This is a genomic window from Empedobacter sp. UBA5987 (assembly GCF_002429865.1).
In the GTDB taxonomy this organism is placed as follows: domain Bacteria; phylum Bacteroidota; class Bacteroidia; order Flavobacteriales; family Weeksellaceae; genus Empedobacter; species Empedobacter falsenii_B.
Genome location: NZ_DJBB01000059.1, coordinates 31874 through 50832, shown reverse-complemented (window position 1 = coordinate 50832; position 18959 = coordinate 31874). Strand labels below are relative to the sequence as shown.

At 32.3% G+C, this 18959-nt stretch carries 21 protein-coding genes; 10 read left to right on the top strand and 11 right to left on the bottom strand.

Features of this window, described 5'->3' with window-relative positions; translation table 11 throughout:
- Positions 1-66: 66 nt before the first annotated feature.
- From hemE to hemA, 4 genes are read right to left on the bottom strand one after another with little or no spacing between them, the layout of a single operon-like run.
- On the bottom strand, positions 67-1095 hold the full coding sequence (gene hemE, locus B3J26_RS10060; RefSeq protein ID WP_291074382.1) for a uroporphyrinogen decarboxylase: 1029 nt from the start codon (positions 1093-1095) through the stop codon (positions 67-69).
- On the bottom strand, positions 1082-1759 hold the full coding sequence (locus tag B3J26_RS10055; RefSeq protein WP_181816324.1) for a uroporphyrinogen-III synthase: 678 nt from the start codon (positions 1757-1759) through the stop codon (positions 1082-1084). Before B3J26_RS10055 ends, hemE begins: the two co-directional genes overlap by 14 nt.
- Positions 1759-2685 carry a hydroxymethylbilane synthase gene (hemC, locus tag B3J26_RS10050; protein ID WP_280051036.1) on the bottom strand — a complete coding sequence of 309 codons (927 nt, stop codon included), beginning with the start codon at positions 2683-2685 and terminating at the stop codon, positions 1759-1761. Before hemC ends, B3J26_RS10055 begins: the two co-directional genes overlap by 1 nt.
- 7 nt (positions 2686-2692) lie before the next feature.
- Positions 2693-3940: a glutamyl-tRNA reductase gene (gene hemA, locus B3J26_RS10045; protein ID WP_219033603.1), complete on the bottom strand. Its 1248-nt coding sequence runs from the start codon at positions 3938-3940 to the stop codon at positions 2693-2695.
- Between the two features lie 196 nt (positions 3941-4136).
- Between hemA and B3J26_RS10040 the strand changes: the two genes are divergently transcribed.
- Together B3J26_RS10040 and B3J26_RS10035 are read left to right on the top strand one after the other, a co-directional pair.
- Positions 4137-5015 carry a helix-turn-helix domain-containing protein gene (locus B3J26_RS10040; protein WP_286478751.1) on the top strand — a complete coding sequence of 293 codons (879 nt, stop codon included), beginning with the start codon at positions 4137-4139 and terminating at the stop codon, positions 5013-5015.
- Positions 5016-5096: 81 nt separating this feature from the next.
- A complete protein-coding gene (locus B3J26_RS10035) occupies positions 5097-6149 on the top strand; it encodes an endonuclease (protein WP_291074380.1) in 1053 nt (350 codons plus the stop codon).
- Positions 6150-6201: 52 nt separating this feature from the next.
- Here the strand turns inward: B3J26_RS10035 and B3J26_RS10030 are convergent, their stop codons facing one another.
- The 6 genes from B3J26_RS10030 to ruvB are packed head-to-tail and all read right to left on the bottom strand — an operon-like array spanning position 6202 to position 10483.
- Positions 6202-6717: a hypothetical protein gene (locus tag B3J26_RS10030; RefSeq protein ID WP_291074378.1), complete on the bottom strand. Its 516-nt coding sequence runs from the start codon at positions 6715-6717 to the stop codon at positions 6202-6204.
- A gap of 29 nt (positions 6718-6746) precedes the next feature.
- Complete coding sequence (locus tag B3J26_RS10025; protein ID WP_291074376.1) at positions 6747-7241, bottom strand: hypothetical protein; 495 nt, start codon at positions 7239-7241, stop codon at positions 6747-6749.
- A complete protein-coding gene (locus tag B3J26_RS10020) occupies positions 7231-7761 on the bottom strand; it encodes a hypothetical protein (RefSeq protein WP_291074374.1) in 531 nt (176 codons plus the stop codon). Before B3J26_RS10020 ends, B3J26_RS10025 begins: the two co-directional genes overlap by 11 nt.
- Complete coding sequence (locus B3J26_RS10015; protein WP_291074372.1) at positions 7754-8434, bottom strand: SH3 domain-containing protein; 681 nt, start codon at positions 8432-8434, stop codon at positions 7754-7756. Before B3J26_RS10015 ends, B3J26_RS10020 begins: the two co-directional genes overlap by 8 nt.
- A 60-nt stretch (positions 8435-8494) precedes the next feature.
- Positions 8495-9442, bottom strand: a complete 948-nt coding sequence (gene queG, locus B3J26_RS10010) for a tRNA epoxyqueuosine(34) reductase QueG (RefSeq protein WP_291074370.1) — start codon at positions 9440-9442, stop codon at positions 8495-8497.
- A 3-nt stretch (positions 9443-9445) separates the two neighbouring features.
- Positions 9446-10483 carry a Holliday junction branch migration DNA helicase RuvB gene (gene ruvB, locus B3J26_RS10005; RefSeq protein WP_038332085.1) on the bottom strand — a complete coding sequence of 346 codons (1038 nt, stop codon included), beginning with the start codon at positions 10481-10483 and terminating at the stop codon, positions 9446-9448.
- A 108-nt stretch (positions 10484-10591) separates the two neighbouring features.
- Between ruvB and hemH the strand changes: the two genes are divergently transcribed.
- The 6 genes from hemH (at position 10592) to hutI (ending at position 15999) form a co-directional block, all read left to right on the top strand.
- The gene (gene hemH / locus B3J26_RS10000; RefSeq protein ID WP_291074368.1) at positions 10592-11575 is read left to right on the top strand and encodes a ferrochelatase; all 984 of its coding nucleotides are present in this window, start codon (positions 10592-10594) and stop codon (positions 11573-11575) included.
- An 80-nt stretch (positions 11576-11655) separates the two neighbouring features.
- Positions 11656-12756 (top strand): DUF3078 domain-containing protein, encoded by a 1101-nt coding sequence (locus tag B3J26_RS09995; protein ID WP_286484774.1) that lies wholly within the window; start codon positions 11656-11658, stop codon positions 12754-12756.
- Positions 12757-12781: 25 nt separating this feature from the next.
- Complete coding sequence (locus tag B3J26_RS09990; protein ID WP_291074365.1) at positions 12782-13834, top strand: DUF3078 domain-containing protein; 1053 nt, start codon at positions 12782-12784, stop codon at positions 13832-13834.
- A 70-nt stretch (positions 13835-13904) separates the two neighbouring features.
- A complete protein-coding gene (locus tag B3J26_RS09985; protein ID WP_125348759.1) occupies positions 13905-14114 on the top strand; it encodes a hypothetical protein in 210 nt (69 codons plus the stop codon).
- A 5-nt stretch (positions 14115-14119) separates the two neighbouring features.
- Entirely contained in the window at positions 14120-14656 is a 537-nt protein-coding gene (locus tag B3J26_RS09980) for a GNAT family N-acetyltransferase (protein ID WP_125348758.1), read from the top strand.
- A 113-nt stretch (positions 14657-14769) separates the two neighbouring features.
- A complete protein-coding gene (gene hutI, locus B3J26_RS09975; protein WP_291074363.1) occupies positions 14770-15999 on the top strand; it encodes an imidazolonepropionase in 1230 nt (409 codons plus the stop codon).
- On the opposite strand, the gene B3J26_RS09970 is transcribed toward hutI, so the two are convergent.
- Positions 15989-17299 carry a DUF4026 domain-containing protein gene (locus B3J26_RS09970; RefSeq protein WP_219033615.1) on the bottom strand — a complete coding sequence of 437 codons (1311 nt, stop codon included), beginning with the start codon at positions 17297-17299 and terminating at the stop codon, positions 15989-15991. The genes hutI and B3J26_RS09970 overlap by 11 nt on opposite strands.
- A 149-nt stretch (positions 17300-17448) precedes the next feature.
- On the opposite strand from B3J26_RS09970, the gene B3J26_RS09965 reads away from it, so the two are divergent.
- Entirely contained in the window at positions 17449-18309 is an 861-nt protein-coding gene (locus tag B3J26_RS09965) for a YicC/YloC family endoribonuclease (RefSeq protein WP_236688172.1), read from the top strand.
- Positions 18309-18875: a guanylate kinase gene (gene gmk / locus B3J26_RS09960; RefSeq protein ID WP_221854349.1), complete on the top strand. Its 567-nt coding sequence runs from the start codon at positions 18309-18311 to the stop codon at positions 18873-18875. The genes B3J26_RS09965 and gmk overlap by 1 nt, the downstream gene beginning before the upstream one ends.
- The last annotated feature ends 84 nt before the right edge of the window (positions 18876-18959 follow it).

Sequence of the window (18959 nt, the reverse complement as noted above, 5' to 3'; positions counted from 1 at the left end):
ACACAGTTAGTAAGATACTACCAAAAAACTTCCATTACGGAAGTTTTTTTTGTTATAGTGAGTTTCTTAATCTCTTTTATAATTCACAACTGCTTCTATAAACGCTTGTGCATTTTCTACTGGAATATTCGGTAAAATTCCGTGGCCTAAATTGGCAATATATTTATAAGAACCAAAATCGTCAATCATTTCTTTTACCATTTGTTGAATAGTTTCTGGAGGAGATAACAAACGAGAAGGATCAAAGTTACCTTGTAGCGTCTTTTTGAAACCAGTAAACTCGCGTGCTAATTGTGGCGTAATTGTCCAATCAACTCCCAAAGCAGAAGCTTTAGAATCGGCCATTTTCTCTAAAGCAAACCAACAACCTTTTGCAAAAACGGTTACAGGAACTGCTTTAGAAACTTCGTTTACAATTTGCTCAATGTAATTCCAAGAAAATTCATCATAATCTTTTGGCGATAACATTCCACCCCAAGAATCAAAAATCTGAATCACATTTGCACCATGTTCCACTTTTTTCAACAAATATTGAATCGTTGTTTGTGTAATTTTTTCTAATAATTGGTGTGCTGCAACTGGATTTTGGAAACAAAAACCTTTCGCTTGATCAAAAGATTTAGAACCACGACCTTCCACTGCATAACACAACAATGTCCAAGGCGAACCTGCAAAACCAATCAACGGAATTTTATTGTCCAACTCTTTCTTTGTAATATCCATCGCTGCATAAACGTATCCTAACTCTTCTTCAACATCAGGAATATAAACTTTTTCTACATCTTGAGCTGTACGAATAGGATTCTCTAACCAAGGACCAACACCAGGTTTCATCTCGAAATTCATTCCCATTGCTTGTGGCACAACCAAAATATCTGAAAAGATAATTGCTGCATCTAACGGAAAACGACGAATTGGTTGAACTGTAATTTCAGCCGCTAACTCTGGCGTTTGACAACGTGTAAAGAAATCATATTTATCTCTCAATTCGATAAACTCTGGTAAATAACGTCCTGCTTGACGCATCATCCACACTGGCGGACGCTCTACCTCCTCACCTCTCAATGCTTTTAAAAGCAAATCATTTTTTATCATTGATGTATTTTTTTATATTTTCAATAACTACTTCCACCAATGGTGTTTGCGCAGTTATAATTTCATGATTTGGATAAACTTCTTCTATCGCAGAAGTTGTTGTATTTCCGATTGTAAAAATACGCGAACTTTCTGAAATTTCATTTTGTTGATGAAACGCTTTGAATGACAACGGACTAAAAAAAGCATACACATCAAATGTTTCATTTAATTGATAAACAATTTGCCCTGATTGATATGTTATAATTTGATTGACTTCGTGATTTGCTTTTGATAATTCATTCACCAACAAATCTCGACGGGAAGAACCACATAAGAAATTCCATTTCGGAGAATAATTTCCTGAAATTAATTTCGAAGCTAAATCTTCTGCATAATCTTCAACCAACACAACATCTCTGTTTTGCGCTTTTAGTTTTTCTGCCGTTTTTTTTCCAACAACAAAAAAATGACCATTCAATTCCAAATCTTGAATGGCATTTACAGTATTTTGACTCGTCACGATAAACTGATGAACGGATTCATCAATCTGTGCATAAATTTCATTTTTCGAAGTCAAATCGATTTGTAAAGTTGGTTTACAAACCACCTCAACATCAGTTCCAAATTCTTTTTCAAGCAATTCAGAAGAAATTAACTTCGTGAATAAAACCTTCGTTCGCACTATTTCGTTCCGATTTCTTTTTTAATTTCTTCAATCATTTTTGCTGCACCTTGCGCAATACATTCTTCAGCAAATTCGCGACCTTTCGTCAAATATTCATCTGCTTTGAATTGTCTTTCGATTGAAATCATCTCTTGTCCATCAATTGATAAAATTGCTCCTTTGAACGAGTAATTTTCTTCATCAATTTTCTCAACTAATGCTCCAATTGGCGCTGTACAACCACCTTCTAAAACATTCAAGAATTGACGTTCTACTGTTGCAAAAAGTTCACATTGAGGATTATTAATATCACTCAAATCCAAACCTTCTTTGGCTACAATTCCTAAAATTCCTTGTGATGGTGCAGCAATCATCCAATCAATCACTTTATAATGAAGACCTTTTTCTGCCAATTCATCTAAAATTTCTGAACGATCCAAACCTGCAAAAGCAAAAACAGCTCCGTCCCAATCTGCATTATCTTGCAACTTTTTCAGACGTAATTGCACATTTCCACGTAAATCTACAATCGTATCATTTGGATATTTATGATTCCAAAATGCTTTACGACGCAAAGATCCAGTAGCGATAACACGATGTTTTTTCTCGAAAATATCTTCCGATTTGTACACCAAAATATCCGCAGAACTTGCGCGTTCTGGATATGCAATCAACTCTAATTTTTCTGGTAAAACAGTTGGCACATCTTTCAACGAATGAACCGCAATATCTACTTGATCATTCAACAAAGCAATGTCCAATGAACGCGTAAAAACACCTGTTAAACCTAATGAATAAATGGGTTGTTTTAGATTTGCATCGCCTTCAGAAGTAATCGGAACGATTTCTGTTGGATGACCTTTTGCCTCAAGAATAGAAGCAACTTTATTGGCTTGCCAAAGCGCTAACGGACTTTGACGTGTACCAATTTTTATTGTTTTCATGATTGTATTAAGCTTGTTTTAAATGAAACATTTTTTCGATTAACTGAATTGTTTCGTCTGCATTTTCTTTATTTTCGATCAAATAAGAAGCAAACTGATTTGTAATTTTCTGAATTACTTTTTCAGTTAAAATCGTTTCATTTTCGTCAATGTTTACATTATCTTTTTTCAAATTATTTAAAGCAAAACTCTGAAAAAAGTCTAATCTATCTTTGAAAGATTGAATAGCTGGAACCAATTCTCTGGTTTCTAACCATTCGTAAAACTCTGTAGAATGCTCCTCTATAATTGCCAAAGCTTCTGGAATTGCATTGCGACGTTGCGCAATTGTATCGTCTACCATTTTAGACAATCCATCTACATTTACCAATTGAATAGATTCGCGAGCAGCCAATGTATGAATTACATTTTCTGGAACTGACATATCAATAATCGTCATTTCCTTATCGAACGGAATCATTTCTTCTGTAATCGTGTAATTACTTGCTCCCGTTGCAACAATTAGAATATCTGTTTTTTGTAATTCTTCTTTTAATTCGCTGTGATCTTTTACGGTAATATCGTATTTCAGTCCAAGAATTTCTGCCTTTTCTTTTGTACGATTGATTAACGTAATGTTTGTATTTGGATAATGTTTGACCAAATTAGCACACGTATTACGACCAATTTTACCAATTCCATACAACAAAATATTTTTGTCGACCAAGTTTCCTTGCGTTGCTTGAATAAAATTAACTGCCGAATATGCAACCGAAGCAGAACCGTTACTTAAGAAAGTTTCGTTCTTTACTTTTTTACTAATTTGGATTGCAGTATTTACCAAACGCTCTAAAAAAGCATTTGATGCGCCTTGTTTTTTGAAACGAGAAAACCAAATTTTGATTTGTCCGATGATATCAAAATCACCTAAAATCTGACTTTCTAATCCCGAAGAAACTCGGAATAAATGTGTAATCGCTTCTTCTCCTTCTTTTACCATCATAAATTGACGGAATTCATCTGCATTACCTTCTGTGTATTTACAATATTGCTCAACGATTTGATCTTCGTTTTCTGCAAAACCATAAAATTCAGTACGATTACAAGTTGATACAATAAAAAAGTTTTCTAAACCATTCGTTTTAGAATCTTGCGTAAACGTTTCAACTTGTTCCGGGAAAAAAGTAAATTTACCTCGTGTAATGGCGTCAGCTTTTTCATAACTGATTCCGATTACGTAAAAATTTTCTTCCGTTTTATTACCTCTAATTGCCATTTCTTCAAATACTGATACAAAAGTAGTTTCAAAAGTCTTCGAAAAATAACTTTAAAAAGAAAAAATAACGCTAAAAATTAAAGTTTGCTTTTTTAGAATAATTATAAATTAAAGGTTTATATTTGTATGTAAACCATTATAAAGAGCGAAGTTGACAATTATCACGTTTTTTATATGACAAACCTCATCATTCGAAATGGATTTAAAAAATACCCATAAAAGTAAAATTAACGAGTATAAATTGTCAACAGACGTATTTATCGCTCAAATAGACAACTTTACAGCTTCTACAGACACGATTCTAAAAGGAATTGACAAGCGTTATATACAATTCTATTTTTGTACAAAAGGTTCGTTGACATTTAATTTTAATAATGGTATTTATAAAATCAATTTGAACGAAGGAAAAAGTTTTTTGTTTTATTATCCAACATTAGACATTCCATTATCGTTAAATATAAATGCAGAAAGTAAGGTTTATATTGTGGTTTTGTCTATTCAGAAATTACATCAATTGTTTGCAGAATATCAAATTCAGAATAATTTGATTTCGAGCATGACGCAAGAGAAATTTTATATTGAACGCGAAATTGGGCCAGCGATAAAATTAGTTTTGAATCAGATTGAACAAATGAAACTTTCTCCACAATTTCAAAATTTATTTTTGATTGGAAAAATGTACGAATTGTTCACGCTTTATTTTTCTGAAATCGAAAATCAAACTGAGCATTGTCCTTTCTTGAATGATGAAAATGAAGGAAAACGAATCAAAGAAATCAAAGATTATTTATTAGCTGATTTTAAAAATCCTCCAACCATCAAACAACTTTGCGAAAAATTTTCGATCTCGGAATATCATCTGAAAGAAGGTTTCAAAGAACTTTATGGAACAACTGTTTATGGTTATTTATTGGATAAAAAACTGGAATATGCGTTGCATAAATTAGAAGAAAATCAACAAATGGTAAAAGATATCTCGTTTGAAATTGGTTACGAAAATCCATCTCATTTTATATCAGCATTTAAGAAGAAATATGGCTTGACACCTAAACAATACATTAAACAATTTCAGTAAAAACTTTAATAATTGTTAATCTTAATATCATTTATTAACTACTTATAAATACTTACTTTTGTTAAATATTTATAAATAGTTATGCAAAAATTTTTACTTCTTTTATTTCCTTTTGCCGCTTTTGCGCAACAACCCGACTATTATGAAGGGATTGATTTTAAACAAAATGGAAAAACTATAAAGGAAGAATTACACGATTTAATCAATGCTACGCATCATGCAGTTAGCTATACGCCTGGAGTTTGGAATATTTTAGATAAATCTGACTTAGATTTAGATTCGAAAGGTCGCGTTTTATTGATTTATGGTTTCACAGATAATTCTACAATCTATGCTGAACAGCGTACACGTGATGTAAACAATAAAAACAATACTGGCGGAAATGCAAATGGAAAATGGGAACGCGAACATGTTTTTCCAAAATCATTAGCAAATCCTGTTTTGACGACTAATAGTCCAGGAACAGGTACAGATGCACATAATTTACGCGCAGTTGATAGACAAATAAATTCGACAAGAAGTAACAATGCTTATCGTGAAAAATGGGCACAAGATGTGACAGGACAAGCTAAATTGATCAATGGAGGTTTTTATCCTGGTGATGAATGGACGGGAGATGTGGCGCGAATTATTATGTATATGTATGTACATTATGGGTTGGAAACCGATCCTCAATTGGTTGCGTATAACAATACCACGACAAACAAAGAAGATAGAATGCCTGATATGTTTTTGAAATGGAATGTACAGGATAAAGTATCTGAATTCGAGAAAGTGCGAAACGAAATTATTGCCGAAACGCAAGGAAGTCGAAATCCATTTATTGATAATCCGTATTTAGCAACGTTAATTTGGGGCGGAGATAAAGCTGAAAATACATGGGCTGAATTATCTGCGAACGATTACAATTATCAACAAACGCTTGTAGAAGTTTTTCCAAATCCAACAACAGATAAGGTAAAAATTAATGCGAAGAATTTTGATTATGTAAATCTGTATGATTTTAATGGTCGTTTACTTGGAATTGAATTGGGTTCGGAAGTTAATTTGAAGAATTATCCAGCTGGAATGTATATTTTATCTATTCATCTAAGAGATGGAAACATCATCACAAAAAAAGTGATTAAGAAATAATTTTAAACAAAAAATTCCAACTCTAAGAGTTGGAATTTTTTGTTTATTCATTTTAACAACCTTCGTTATACATCACATCAAAAGAAGCTACTTTATCATTTACCAATTTAAATTGTAATATTGAACCTGTATCTTGATCTTCTACATTAAAATAACGAAAAGCCTTTGTTCTTTTATCCGTTTTATCATCATAACCATCATAAATCGAAATATTTAAGTTTTTGTATTTCGATAATAGTTCATCTAATGAAGAACCAACTTTAATTCCAGACAATGTTTTAAGGCTAGAATCTGTCGATTTTACGCTATAAACAGTTAAGTTATTAGAGCCGTTTCCTTCTCCGTTCGATGTTAAGCCAACTTTATAGGTTACGCCTTTCGAAACAATTGTCAAATCATCTTCTGGATAACCATATTCGTTTAATTTCAACTTGAATTTTTGCCCAGTTAATTTCTCTAATTCAGACAATTTCATTCCAAGTTTTACGTCATTAATACGAGTTGTAGAAATTTGCGCTTGCAAAGCTATTCCAGCTACAAAAGCAGCTATAAAAAATATTTTTTTCATTTTTATGTATTTAGGTTTTAATCATTATTTTAAAGTGTACATTCTTCTGGATTATAAGAACTCAATCCTATTGTTGCTACAATTTCATTTTTCAAAGAAAAAGTCAATATTACACCATTTTCTTTATCATCAATTCTAAATTCTCTGTAATTATTATTCGATTTATCCAACAACACATTGTATTTCGACGAATAAGCTTTCCATAAATCGTCCAACGTACTGCCAATACCAATTCCAGATAAGGTTTTGATGTTTTTACTTGTTGTCGAAATAGAACTTAAATAGGTGTCATTTTCTGTTTTACTCAAATAACCACTTCTTATTTCGATCGTGTAATCAATTCCTTTTAACGTGATATTCGTTTCTCCTTCATCAACAATTGCAGCAGGTTTTTTACCTAACAATTTTAATACTTCGGACGGACGCATTCCAATTTTCAACTCATTCATTCGTGTTGTAGAAATCTGACCAAATCCTACTATTGATAGTAAGAAAAATCCTACTAAAGCTATTTTAGTTTTCATAAATATTGTTATTTAAAAAACCCGATTCATTTGACAAAACCATTTTTACGACTTTATTATTTTTCAAATAAAAATCTAATGTACATCCATTATCAAGATCATTTATTGCAAAAGCTCTGACAGATTTTGTCTCGTCATCTTCAAAAATATCTTGCACCGAAATATCATATTTTTTGTACGCTTTCCATAAATCATCCAACGAACTTCCAATTTTTATTCCTGATAAAGTCGAAAGTTGAGCGCTAACAGACGAAACTGTATATACTTCAAATTGATTTGTTTTCAAATTTTTATAGTACGAAATATGATATTTAATTCCATTCAACTCAATGTCCTGTTCAGGCATTTCAGGATTATTTACATCATAAAGAGCTAATTTGTTTGGCGTTAAAGCTGCAACTTGTTTTTGTGTCATTTCGTAAGAAATATCTCCAAATTTGGAAGTCGTTACTTTTTGAGCAAATATTATCGAAGTAAACAACAAAAAGCATCCTAAAATTGATAAAATTCGACTAAGCATAAGCATTAATTTGAGCAATATGTTTTACAATTTTTCCATTATCCAACACCCAAAGTGCGTCATAAACACCAGCTCCATCGCTATATGTACCGAACAAATAATATTGATTTAACTCTTTATTGTAAGTAAGTTTCGTAGCGGATAAATTCGCGTTATATAAATTGGTAAAATATTCTTTTGGAATGATAATATCTTTTCCTTTGAAGGATATTTTAAACGATTTAAATTCTGTTTGAGGAATCATTCCGTCCGAACCAAGAAAATCTTTTTCATCAATCGCATAAACAAAATCACCTTCCTTGAAAATTTTATGCTTTTTCGAATTAAATGTTTGCGTTTCGAGCTGAATAATATAATCAGCAACCGAAAATTCTATTTTAGAATCATTTGCCGAAGTTGGTGAAATCGTTTCAAAATCTTCTAATTTTTTGATTCGATCATGGTAAACATAACCTGCTTTTTCAAGTTGATATTCGACCAAATACCATTTCGAATTTTCTTCATCAGAATCAATTGGATAGATAGAATTTGAATTGACTTTAGCAACAATTTTAGATGAAGTACTTTTTTCATCTCTCACATTTGCAAAACCATCTTTATCTTGGACAATCCCAAATTGAGCTTGCACAAAATAGCTTAAAAAAGTAGTAAGAATGAATAAACTTTTTTTCATTTTTTGATTCGATTTTCTTGAAGTAAAGCTAACAAAATCTAAACCAAAAATTTTCACGAATTATAGTGATTTTACAAAATCGATATTTCTTTTCAAGCCATCAAATTTTGTACGTTTGACAGGCGATTTTTTAAAAATTTCACGAAAAACATCTTCCGTAATTTCTTCCCAATCTTTTTTCGAGAATTGATTAATTTTCTCATGACCAACAAAACGAGTTTCTTTCGTTGGCAACGAAAAACGATTCCATGGACAAACTTCTTGACAAACATCACAACCAAAAATCCAATCATCAAATTTCCCTTTCATTTCGGTCGGAATTTGATCTTTCAATTCAATTGTAAAATACGAAATACATTGACTTCCATTCACTGTTTTATTGGGTAAAATTGCCTCAGTTGGACAAGCATCAATGCAACGCGTGCAATTTCCACAATGATCCGTTTCGATTGGAGAATCATAGGCTAAATCCAAATCAATAATCAATTCGGACAAAAAGAAAAACGACCCTTTTTGTTTAGATAATGTCAACGAATTTTTTCCGACCCAACCAATTCCAGCTTTTTTCGCCCAAGCGTGTTCCAAAATTGGAGCAGAATCTGTAAAAGCTCGTCCACTCACTTCCCCTATTTCTTCTTGAATAAAATCTAATAATTCGCGCACTTTTTCCTTCACGACAAAATGATAATCTTCGCCTTGCGCATACATTGCAACTTTGTACGAATTAGGATTTCGATCTAAATTTTGGTAATAATTATACGCCAACGAAATCACAGATTTTGCTCCTTCGACCAAAATTCGAGGATCCAATCGTATATCGAAATGATTTTCCATATACTGCATTTCGCCGTGATAATTATTCTTTAACCAAGCTTCTAAACGAGGTGCTTCTTCTTCTAAAAAATCAGCTTTGGCTATACCGCAAGAAATAAATCCCAACGCTTCAGCTTTTTCTTTGATGCGATGGGACCATTTTATTTTGATATGTTCTTCTGTTTGAAGGAGCATTTGTTACAAATCAAACAAATCGGTTTGAGGAGAATTCTCGCCACGGTATTTTACGCCAATATGTTTGAAAGCTTTTTCTGTTGCAACACGTCCACGCGCAGTACGCATCAAATAACCTTCTTGAATCAAATATGGTTCGTAAACTTCTTCCAACGTTCCGCCATTTTCTCCAACTGCTGTTGCTAAAGTTGTAATTCCGACTGGTCCACCTTTAAATTTTTCGATAATCGTTGATAAAATTCTGTTATCCATTTCATCTAAACCATTATCATCAACTTTTAAAGCTTTTAGAGAAAACTCGGCAATTGATAAATCAATTTTTCCATTTCCTTTTATTTGAGCAAAATCTCGTGTTCTTCTCAATAATGCATTTGCAATACGAGGAGTTCCACGACTACGACCTGCAATTTCTATCGCTGCTCTTTCGTCAATTGGTGTATCTAAAATACGAGAAGATCGCTCAACAATCGTACTTAATAATTCGACATTATAATATTCGAAACGGAAATTAATTCCAAAACGAGCACGAAGCGGTGCAGTTAATAAACCAGAACGTGTTGTTGCGCCAATTAATGTAAAAGGATTCAGACCAATTTGAACTGAACGCGCATTTGGTCCAGACTCGATCATAATATCAATCTTAAAATCTTCCATTGCCGAATACAAATATTCTTCGATAACAGGAGACATACGATGGATTTCATCAATAAAAAGCACATCATTTTCTTCTAAATTCGTTAACAAACCAGCTAAATCACTTGGTTTATCGAGAACTGGTCCAGAGGTAATTTTGATTCCAACACCTAATTCATTCGCAATAATATTTGCCAATGTCGTTTTTCCCAAACCTGGAGGTCCATGCAACAAAACGTGATCCAACGCTTCGCCACGAAGTTTAGACGCTTTTACGAAAACTTCTAAATTCTCGAGAATATGCGCTTGTCCAGCAAAATCATCAAAACTTTGCGGACGAACAGTATTTTCGTGATTTAGATCGTCGTCTGGATAAAATTCTTTATCAGGATTTAATAAATCTGACATAAAATGATGATATAAATTATAATGATGATATTACAAAGGACAAATTAAATTATCCTCCGTACTTTTACACCTACAAAGAACGCAATATTTTTTTAGATAAAAAGAATTATGAGCAAAGGAATATTATTAGTGAATTTAGGTTCGCCCGATTCTACCAATGTTGAAGACGTAAGAACTTATTTACGCGAATTTTTAATGGATAAGAAAGTTTTGGATTCTCCTTGGATTATTCGTAAAACTATTGTTGAATTATTTATTTTACCAAAAAGACCAGAAAAATCTGCTGAAGCTTACCGAAAAATTTGGACAAAAGAAGGTTCCCCTTTGATTGTTTACTCTAAAATTTTGAGAGATATGGTACAAAAACAAATGGATATTCCAGTTGTTTTGGCAATGCGTTACAAAAATCCTTCGATAGAAGCTGGTTTACAAGAGCTTTATGACAAAGGAGTTCGCGACATTTTGGTTGTTCCCTTATATCCTCAATACACGATGTCTTCTACAGAAACTGTTGCGGATAAAGTACTTGAAATTCAGAAAAAAAGCTACAAAGACACTAAGGTTAATTTCTTGAAAGCTTTTTACAATCATCCAGATTATATCAAAGTTTTAGGAGATTCCATCAAAGAAAATTTACCTGAAGAATACGATAAAATATTATTCACTTATCATGGAATTCCAGAGCGTCATGATAATAAAGCACTTCGAGCTGCGAAGATTAGTAAATTACCAATTGAAACTTATCGTAATCAATGTTTTGAAACAACAAGGTTATTAACTGAATATCTGCAATTACCAGAAGATAAATACACAACATCTTTCCAATCTCGTTTGGGACGTGATCCTTGGATAAAACCATATACAGATTATGTATTGGAAGAGTTTCCTGAGCAAGGTGTAAAAAATTTAGTTGTTTGTTCACCTGCCTTTGTTGCAGATTGTTTGGAGACTTTGGAAGAAATTTCGATGGAAGGACAAGAAGAATTCTTAAAAGCTGGTGGAGAACAATTTACATACATTCCATGTTTGAATGATCGTCAAGAATGGGTGGATACATTGGTAAAATGGTTAAAAGGTTGGCAAAATAATTAAGAAAGGTTTTTAGCCTTACAAAATAAATTAGATATCTTTGTTTGGAATTTTTCAATTTTAAACAAAGATATTTTTTTAAAATGAGACTAATTTTCTCAATTATTTTTTTAGTCCTATCACTTTTTAGTTCGGCTCAATTTTTAGATACCAGTGGAAATCTAATTATTGATGGTCGAAAATATCTGAAATCTAAAGTGGATACTACAGGACGAAAATCGGGTTGGGAAATTTATGGTGCAAATACCTTAACCGTTAATCAGAATACCTTTTCCAATTGGATGGCAGGAGGTGAAAATTCGGTTTCACTGAATGCAAAAACTGATTACGAATTCAATTTCCGAAAAAAGAAACACTTTTGGGACAATCGTTTTATTTTTGAATATGGTTTTTTAGATAATAAAACCAATGGAACACGTAAAACTGCTGACAATCTAAATATCACAACTTCTTATGGATATTTGATTAAAGAAAAATGGTACCTAACCTCATCACTTAATATTCGTTCACAGTTTTCTGCGGGTTACAATTACGGAACAACTCCAAAAACAAAACTATCAAATTTATTTGCGCCTGCATATGTAACAATTGGGGTCGGTGCGAATTATACGCCAAATTCTAATTTTTCTGTCAGTTTTCAACCTTTAACATCAAGAACAACAATTGTTGCAGACAAAGATTTGCAAAAGAAAGGAACCTATGGTTTGCGAAATGATGGCGACACGTTTCTTTTCGAAGTTGGTGCATATTTAGGTGGACGTTATAAGGTAAAACTTTTTGATAATGTCACTTACGATAATAATATTGGAATTTTCTCTAATTATTCGAACAAATTTTATAACCTCGATATTGTATATGCTGGATTATTAGACATGAAAATTAATAATTTTATGTCTACCCAATTAACCATCAATTTGATTTACGATGAAGATCAAGTTGCGCAAACACAGTTTAAACAAGCTCTTGGGATTGGCTTAACTTATAAAATAGACAGTACTAAGAAAAAAGATAAGAAGAAACGTCGAAAGAAGGAAATTCTCCCATATTTCGATACATCTGGCATTTCTCCAGTCAAATTACCTAGAATAAAACTGGAGAAGCAAAACTATGATCAAGTTTTTGATAAAAATACAATTGACGAAAAATCAACGTATATTAAATCAGAATCCATATTTTTGGAATAAATTTATATAAATCAACCAAATCTACATGAAAAAAGTTTTATTTGTATTAGCAATTTTAGGAAGTGCTACAACTTTTGCACAAACAGTAAAAGATGGTAAAGTAGCTACTGATAGCAAGCGGTATTTAAAAGATCAAAAATTTGATGGTCGTCAACCTGGATGGTTCGTTTCGGGAAATAATTCACTTTTATTTTCTCAAAGTGCATTCAGTAATTGGGTTGCAGGTGGTGTTAATTCGTTTGCGCTGAACGGAAGTTTAGATTACGAATTTAACTTGACAAAAGAAAAGCATATCTGGGATAATCGTGTTGTTTTAGGATACGGAGTTCAAACCAATAAAGGCGAAAGTTCTCGCAAAACAAATGATGTGATAGACCTTACTTCTTCTTACGGATACAGCATCGGAAATCATTGGTATTTAGCTGCTTCTATGAATTTCCGTACACAATTTACAGATGGTTTTGATTATTCAACAGATCCAAAAACGAAGATCTCAGGCTTGATGGCTCCAGGTTATTTAAGTTTAGGATTAGGTGTTGATTACAAACCAAGCGAAAATTTTCAAGTTAATATTCACCCATTTACACCAAGAATGACTTTTGTCTTAGACAAAGATTTACAGAAAAAAGGAAACTTTGGATTAAAGAATGATGGCGATACAACTTTATTTGAATTCGGTGCATATTTAGGTGCGCGATACAAACTACAAATTATGGAAGGAATTTCTTATGACAACCGTGTTGGAATCTATGCAGATTACCTGAAAAATTTCGGAAATATGGACATTGCTTATCAAGGAATTTTGGATATGAAAGTGAATAAGTTTGTTTCGGCACAAGTAAGTTTGAATTTACTATATGATGAAGATCAAATCAAAAAAACACAGATAAAACAAACACTTGGAATCGGATTTAATTACAAATTTGATAACACTCCACCAAAAATAGAAGAAGCTCCAGCAACTGCATTTATGCAAGAAGCACCAATTTTCGAAGAAAAAGAAGAAACTGTAGAAGTAGCAACAAATATTCTGAAAAGAGAACCAATTCTTAATGAAACAAAATTAGTCACTCAATAATATTTTCAACCTGCTTTTAATAAGCAGGTTTTTTATTTTTCTTATTTTTAAAGCTCAATAGAAGAATAAAATGACAAAAAATATTTTCGGCGCACTATTACCACAAATTTTAATGATTGTTTGGGCAGCTTTCGAGTTTTACCTTGGGTTCAACAACGAACAAAATAACCGCATCATTCTTAGCGCAATCGTGATATTAATCTTCGTTATTTTTACAATTATTACATTAGTCAAAGTTATCAAATACCCTAACGACCCTACTTATTTGAAGAAAAAGTAATTTTTATGAATGTAATTCTTAAAACTGAACGATTAACTTTAAGACCAGTCACAATTGATGATACTGAAACAATTCATCAATTACATTCTATCGAAGAAGTTGATCAATATAACACTTTAGGAATTCCAGAAAATATAGAGGTTACAATTCTTCATGTAAAAGATTTAATAAAATCTAATCAAGGAGAACAACCACAAGCTTATACTTTTGTTATCGAAAATGACAATCAATTTGCTGGATTAATTTCTTTAAATTTAGGTCGGGCTAAATACAAGAATGCAGAAGTTTGGTTTAAACTTCATCCAGATTTTTGGAATAAAGGCTTTGCTACAGAAGCTTTAAAAGAAATTATTTCTTTTGGTTTTAATACTTTAAATCTTCATAGAATTGAAGCTGGATGCGCAATTGAAAATATTGGTTCTTACAAAGTTCTTGAAAAAGTTGGAATGATACGAGAAGCGCATACAAGACAATTACTTCCTCTAAAATCTGGTTGGGCAGATAATTATGGCTACGCTATATTATCGAGTGACATTCTATAAATATTAAGTCATTCCAAACTCATTTTAGAATCATATCTTATTTGATAACAAGTTCAGCTTATCTACAAATTCTCCCTTAAATTTCGTAAACTTGTGTTATTAAAACAACAAAAATGAAATTAATCGGTCCTTTCAAACAAATTATAACACTTGCCAATTTACCTTTAAAAGGTGCTATTCACGAAAACCAAGTCGAAGTTCTCGAAGATGGGGGAATTATTATTGATGATGAAACAATTGTAGAAATAGGAAATTTCGAAACGCTTTCTCAACAACATCCAAACATCCAAATTGAACGAATTGAAACAGAACAAATTCTTCTTCCAGGATTTGTAGATTCACACACACATGTTTGTTTTGGAGGAAATCGCGCCAAAGATTTCGCAATGCGTTTGGATGGAAAAACATATTTAGAAATTGCCAAAAGTGGTGGTGGAATTTGGTCTACAGTAACAGAAACACGTAAAAAAACGGTTGACGAACTGAAAGATATTACGCTAAAACATATTGCGCAATTAGCTAAACAAGGAATCACAACTGCTGAAGTAAAATCGGGTTATGCTCTCTCTGTTGAAGGTGAAATTAAAATGTTAGAAGCGATAAATATGGCGAATCAAGAAAGTGAAATCGATTTGATTCCTACTTTTTTAGGTGCGCATATGAAACCTAAAGATTTTGAAGGTTCGAACAAAGAATATTTAGAACTTTTGGTGAAAGAAGTTTTTCCTAAATTAAAATCTGATGATTTAGCAAATCGTATCGATATTTTTGTGGAACAATCTGCTTTCTCTGTTGAGGAAGGCGATTATTTCTTAAACGAAGCAAAAAATCAAGGTTTTGATATTACGATTCACGCTGATCAATTTACAGCTGGAGGAAGTTATTTAGCTACAAAATTCGATGCTTTGAGTGCAGATCATTTAGAATTTTCAGGAGAAGAAGAAGTGAAAAACCTTGCGAATTCTAATGTTGTTGCAACTGTTTTACCTGGCGCTTCTATCGGTTTGGGAATGCAATATGCACCTGCTCGAAAATTGTTAGATGCTGGTTGTTGCGTTTCGATTGCTTCGGATTGGAATCCTGGCTCAGCTCCAATGGGAAATCTTCTGACACAAGCTTCTGTTTTAGCTACTTTTGAAAAATTATCAATGGCAGAAGTTTTAGCTGCAATTACTTTTCGTGCTGCAAAGGCTTTAAATTTAGTTGATCGTGGAACAATAGAAAAAGGTAAAAAAGCCGATTTTATCAGCTTCTCTACCTTCGATTATCGTAATATTATCTATTATCAAGGGCAATTACAACCAACTCATGTTTGGAAAAATGGCGCGTTGATTAATCAATAGTGTAAATATTATCAGGAGTGATGGTGTTTGTCGGCGTGTAAATTAACCAATCGGTAATCATTTCTTGCGGATAAAGACCTTCATCTCCTTCATTCAAACCTTCTACAGCATAAGGACGATTCAAACAAACGCCAAAAATTTCGTTGTTCTCATTGATTCCGTACACATCAAACCAAATGTGTTCCTTATTCATTTCATGATCGACATCAAATCCTAATTTAATTAAAAATCGATAATAATTTTCTTCATCTGCTTCTGGATTAAAATATGTGTTAAATGCTTTTTTATACAATTCAAAACGTTGATAAGCCAAGGCTGACATTCGTTCCGTTTCCTGATCGCTGATAAAGAAAATCGGATTATCTGCAATTGTCGCCGCATAAACTTCTGGTGTCAATGTATGTCCTTCTTGCACCGCTAACAAAACGCCACAAGGTTCATAATTTTCGTTTTCTGGCTGACGTTCATTGTAACCTCCAGGAATTTTAGCAGGATAATCTTTCACCACATCTTCCCAACGTTTCCAACAAAATGTAATATCCAAACCATCATAACCAATATTAAATTCTTCATTTTCTGGCGAACGAAAATCTGGTTTGATAAACGCATTTACAATCATATCCAAAGCCGAATTCATCTGCTCTACTCCATCTTTGATGTTCAACATCTCCAACTCCACAGAACCGCAACGATGCAAACCATGCGTATGCATCCAATACACGCGATCGCCATTTTCATCCTCATCATAAACGCCATGAATCACATATAAATACGAAGGCGCAGGCGGAATTTCTGACTCTGCTGTCACTTTAGCCCATTTACCAGAAAGCAAACGATAAGGCATAAAATCGACAACAATAGACGGGTTTTCAACAATTGCTTGCATAATTTTTAATTGCAAATGAAAACTATCCAATGCATCATTTCCAAAATACATCACAGATTCCAAATAAAAATCTTGTTGCGTTGCAATTTCCATTTCTTCGTCCGAAATCATATTTCCAAAACCAAATTCAGAATAATCGTTACTTCTCGCATCCACAACATACAAATTCACATCAAATTCTTCCTCCAAATAAGACACTACAAGTTGATATTCTTGCTTTACAGCTCCATTTTCGTCTTTATCAATCTCGATAAGATCAAAATTGATTAATTGAAAATAATCGGTTGATTTTAGACTTTTTTCAATTGATTCTCTTGAAAATACAAAATCTTTCGACGAAGGAAAAATTCCCATTGTAGAAGGTAAACTCAATCCATCCTCTGCAATTCCTTTGTACAATTCTTGATTTGTCATAGTTATTTTTAGTTTGTTTTTTGTTAAAGATAAATGTTTTAAGTTCATCAAAATTTTAGCAAAATGTTAAACTTTAAAATGATTAAAGATGATAATTCAGTTCGCATTACGTTAATTTATTGTAATTTTGTTCGCATAATTTTACAATTATGATAGCATCTATGACAGGTTACGGTAAATCCGTATTGGAATTACCTGAGAAAAAAGTAACGATAGAAATCCGTTCTTTAAACAGTAAAACACTAGATTTAAACACGAGAATTCCTTCTTTTTATCGTGAAAAAGAATTAGAAATCAGAAACCTTATTTCAGAAAAAGTTCAACGTGGAAAAGTTGATTTTTCGATGTTAGTAGAGTTAAATCCTGCTGCAAGAAATCAAAATATAAATGCTGAATTAATCAAAAGTTATATGGCAGAATTTAAATCAATCACACCAAATGTGACTGATGGTGAATTATTGCCTGTAGTAATGCGCCTTCCAGACGTTATTTCGTACACGCAAGACGATTTGAGTGAAGACGAATGGAATCAAATTCGCGCAACAATTATTGATGCGATCGACGCATTAAATCAATTTAGATTAGATGAAGGAAAAGTTTTAGAGAAATATTTGACTTTAAACTTGAATAACATTCTTGAGCTTTTAACACAAGTTGTCCCTTTTGAAAAAGAACGAATTGAAACTATAAAAGAACGTTTCAATAAACGTTTAGAAGAATTAAAAGTTGATGTTGATCAAAATCGTTTCGAACAAGAATTAATTTTCTATTTGGAGAAATTTGATATCACAGAAGAAAAAGTTCGTCTAAAAAACCATTGCGAATATTTCTTAAAAGAATTAGCTGGAACTGAATCAAATGGAAAAAAACTAGGATTTATTTCGCAAGAAATTGGTCGTGAAATCAATACATTAGGTTCTAAATCAAATCATTCTGAAATGCAAAAAATTGTTGTTCAGATGAAAGATGAATTAGAAAAAATTAAAGAACAATCGTTAAACATTTTATAATGAAAAAAGGAAAATTAATCGTCTTTTCGGCTCCATCAGGCGCAGGAAAAACAACTTTGGTTCGTTACGCTTTAGAACAATTGGAGAATATCAAATTTTCTATTTCTTGTACAACTAGAGATAAACGCGAAGGTGAAACTCACGGAGAAGACTATTATTTCTTAACACCAGAAGAATTTAAGGCAAAAATTGCAAACGACGAATTCGTAGAGCACGAAGAAGTTTACCGCGATAATTTTTACGGAACTTTAAAATCGGAAGTTGATCGCATTACATCTGAAGGAAATTCTGTAATTTTTGATATTGATGTTATTGGTGCATTGAATATCAAAAAATTGTACGGAGATCAATGTTTAACAGTATTTGTAAATCCTCCATCTTTGGAAATATTGAAAGAACGTTTAATTTCTCGCAACACAGAAAGCGAAGATAAATTGAAACAACGTATTGATAAAGCAGGAATTGAAATGGAAAAAGCTAAAGAGTTTGATATCATTTTATTGAACGACGATTTAGAAACTGCAAAAGCAAAAACCTTAGAAATTATTACAGATTTTATTAAATAATAATTTTTAATCATCATGATATAAATGCCTCGAATAAATAAAATCGAGGCATTTTTGTTATCTTTAGCTTTCGAAAAAATCACT

Excerpts from the sequence above, each read along its gene's own strand:
- hemE (WP_291074382.1), bottom strand. The coding sequence starts at position 1,095 with ATGATAAAAAATGATTTGCTTTTAAAAGCATTGAGAGGTGAGGAGGTA.
- hemC (WP_280051036.1), bottom strand. The coding sequence starts at position 2,685 with ATGAAAACAATAAAAATTGGTACACGTCAAAGTCCGTTAGCGCTTTGG.
- B3J26_RS10020 (WP_291074374.1), bottom strand. The coding sequence starts at position 7,761 with ATGCTTAGTCGAATTTTATCAATTTTAGGATGCTTTTTGTTGTTTACT.
- B3J26_RS10025 (WP_291074376.1), bottom strand. The coding sequence starts at position 7,241 with ATGAAAACTAAAATAGCTTTAGTAGGATTTTTCTTACTATCAATAGTA.
- queG (WP_291074370.1), bottom strand. The coding sequence starts at position 9,442 with ATGCTCCTTCAAACAGAAGAACATATCAAAATAAAATGGTCCCATCGC.
- B3J26_RS10030 (WP_291074378.1), bottom strand. The coding sequence starts at position 6,717 with ATGAAAAAAATATTTTTTATAGCTGCTTTTGTAGCTGGAATAGCTTTG.
- B3J26_RS10035 (WP_291074380.1), top strand. The coding sequence starts at position 5,097 with ATGCAAAAATTTTTACTTCTTTTATTTCCTTTTGCCGCTTTTGCGCAA.
- ruvB (WP_038332085.1), bottom strand. The coding sequence starts at position 10,483 with ATGTCAGATTTATTAAATCCTGATAAAGAATTTTATCCAGACGACGAT.
- B3J26_RS09970 (WP_219033615.1), bottom strand. The coding sequence starts at position 17,299 with ATGACAAATCAAGAATTGTACAAAGGAATTGCAGAGGATGGATTGAGT.
- B3J26_RS09985 (WP_125348759.1), top strand. The coding sequence starts at position 13,905 with ATGACAAAAAATATTTTCGGCGCACTATTACCACAAATTTTAATGATT.
- hutI (WP_291074363.1), top strand. The coding sequence starts at position 14,770 with ATGAAATTAATCGGTCCTTTCAAACAAATTATAACACTTGCCAATTTA.
- B3J26_RS09980 (WP_125348758.1), top strand. The coding sequence starts at position 14,120 with ATGAATGTAATTCTTAAAACTGAACGATTAACTTTAAGACCAGTCACA.
- B3J26_RS10040 (WP_286478751.1), top strand. The coding sequence starts at position 4,137 with ATGGATTTAAAAAATACCCATAAAAGTAAAATTAACGAGTATAAATTG.
- hemH (WP_291074368.1), top strand. The coding sequence starts at position 10,592 with ATGAGCAAAGGAATATTATTAGTGAATTTAGGTTCGCCCGATTCTACC.
- hemA (WP_219033603.1), bottom strand. The coding sequence starts at position 3,940 with ATGGCAATTAGAGGTAATAAAACGGAAGAAAATTTTTACGTAATCGGA.
- B3J26_RS09965 (WP_236688172.1), top strand. The coding sequence starts at position 17,449 with ATGATAGCATCTATGACAGGTTACGGTAAATCCGTATTGGAATTACCT.
- gmk (WP_221854349.1), top strand. The coding sequence starts at position 18,309 with ATGAAAAAAGGAAAATTAATCGTCTTTTCGGCTCCATCAGGCGCAGGA.
- B3J26_RS09990 (WP_291074365.1), top strand. The coding sequence starts at position 12,782 with ATGAAAAAAGTTTTATTTGTATTAGCAATTTTAGGAAGTGCTACAACT.
- B3J26_RS10015 (WP_291074372.1), bottom strand. The coding sequence starts at position 8,434 with ATGAAAAAAAGTTTATTCATTCTTACTACTTTTTTAAGCTATTTTGTG.
- B3J26_RS09995 (WP_286484774.1), top strand. The coding sequence starts at position 11,656 with ATGAGACTAATTTTCTCAATTATTTTTTTAGTCCTATCACTTTTTAGT.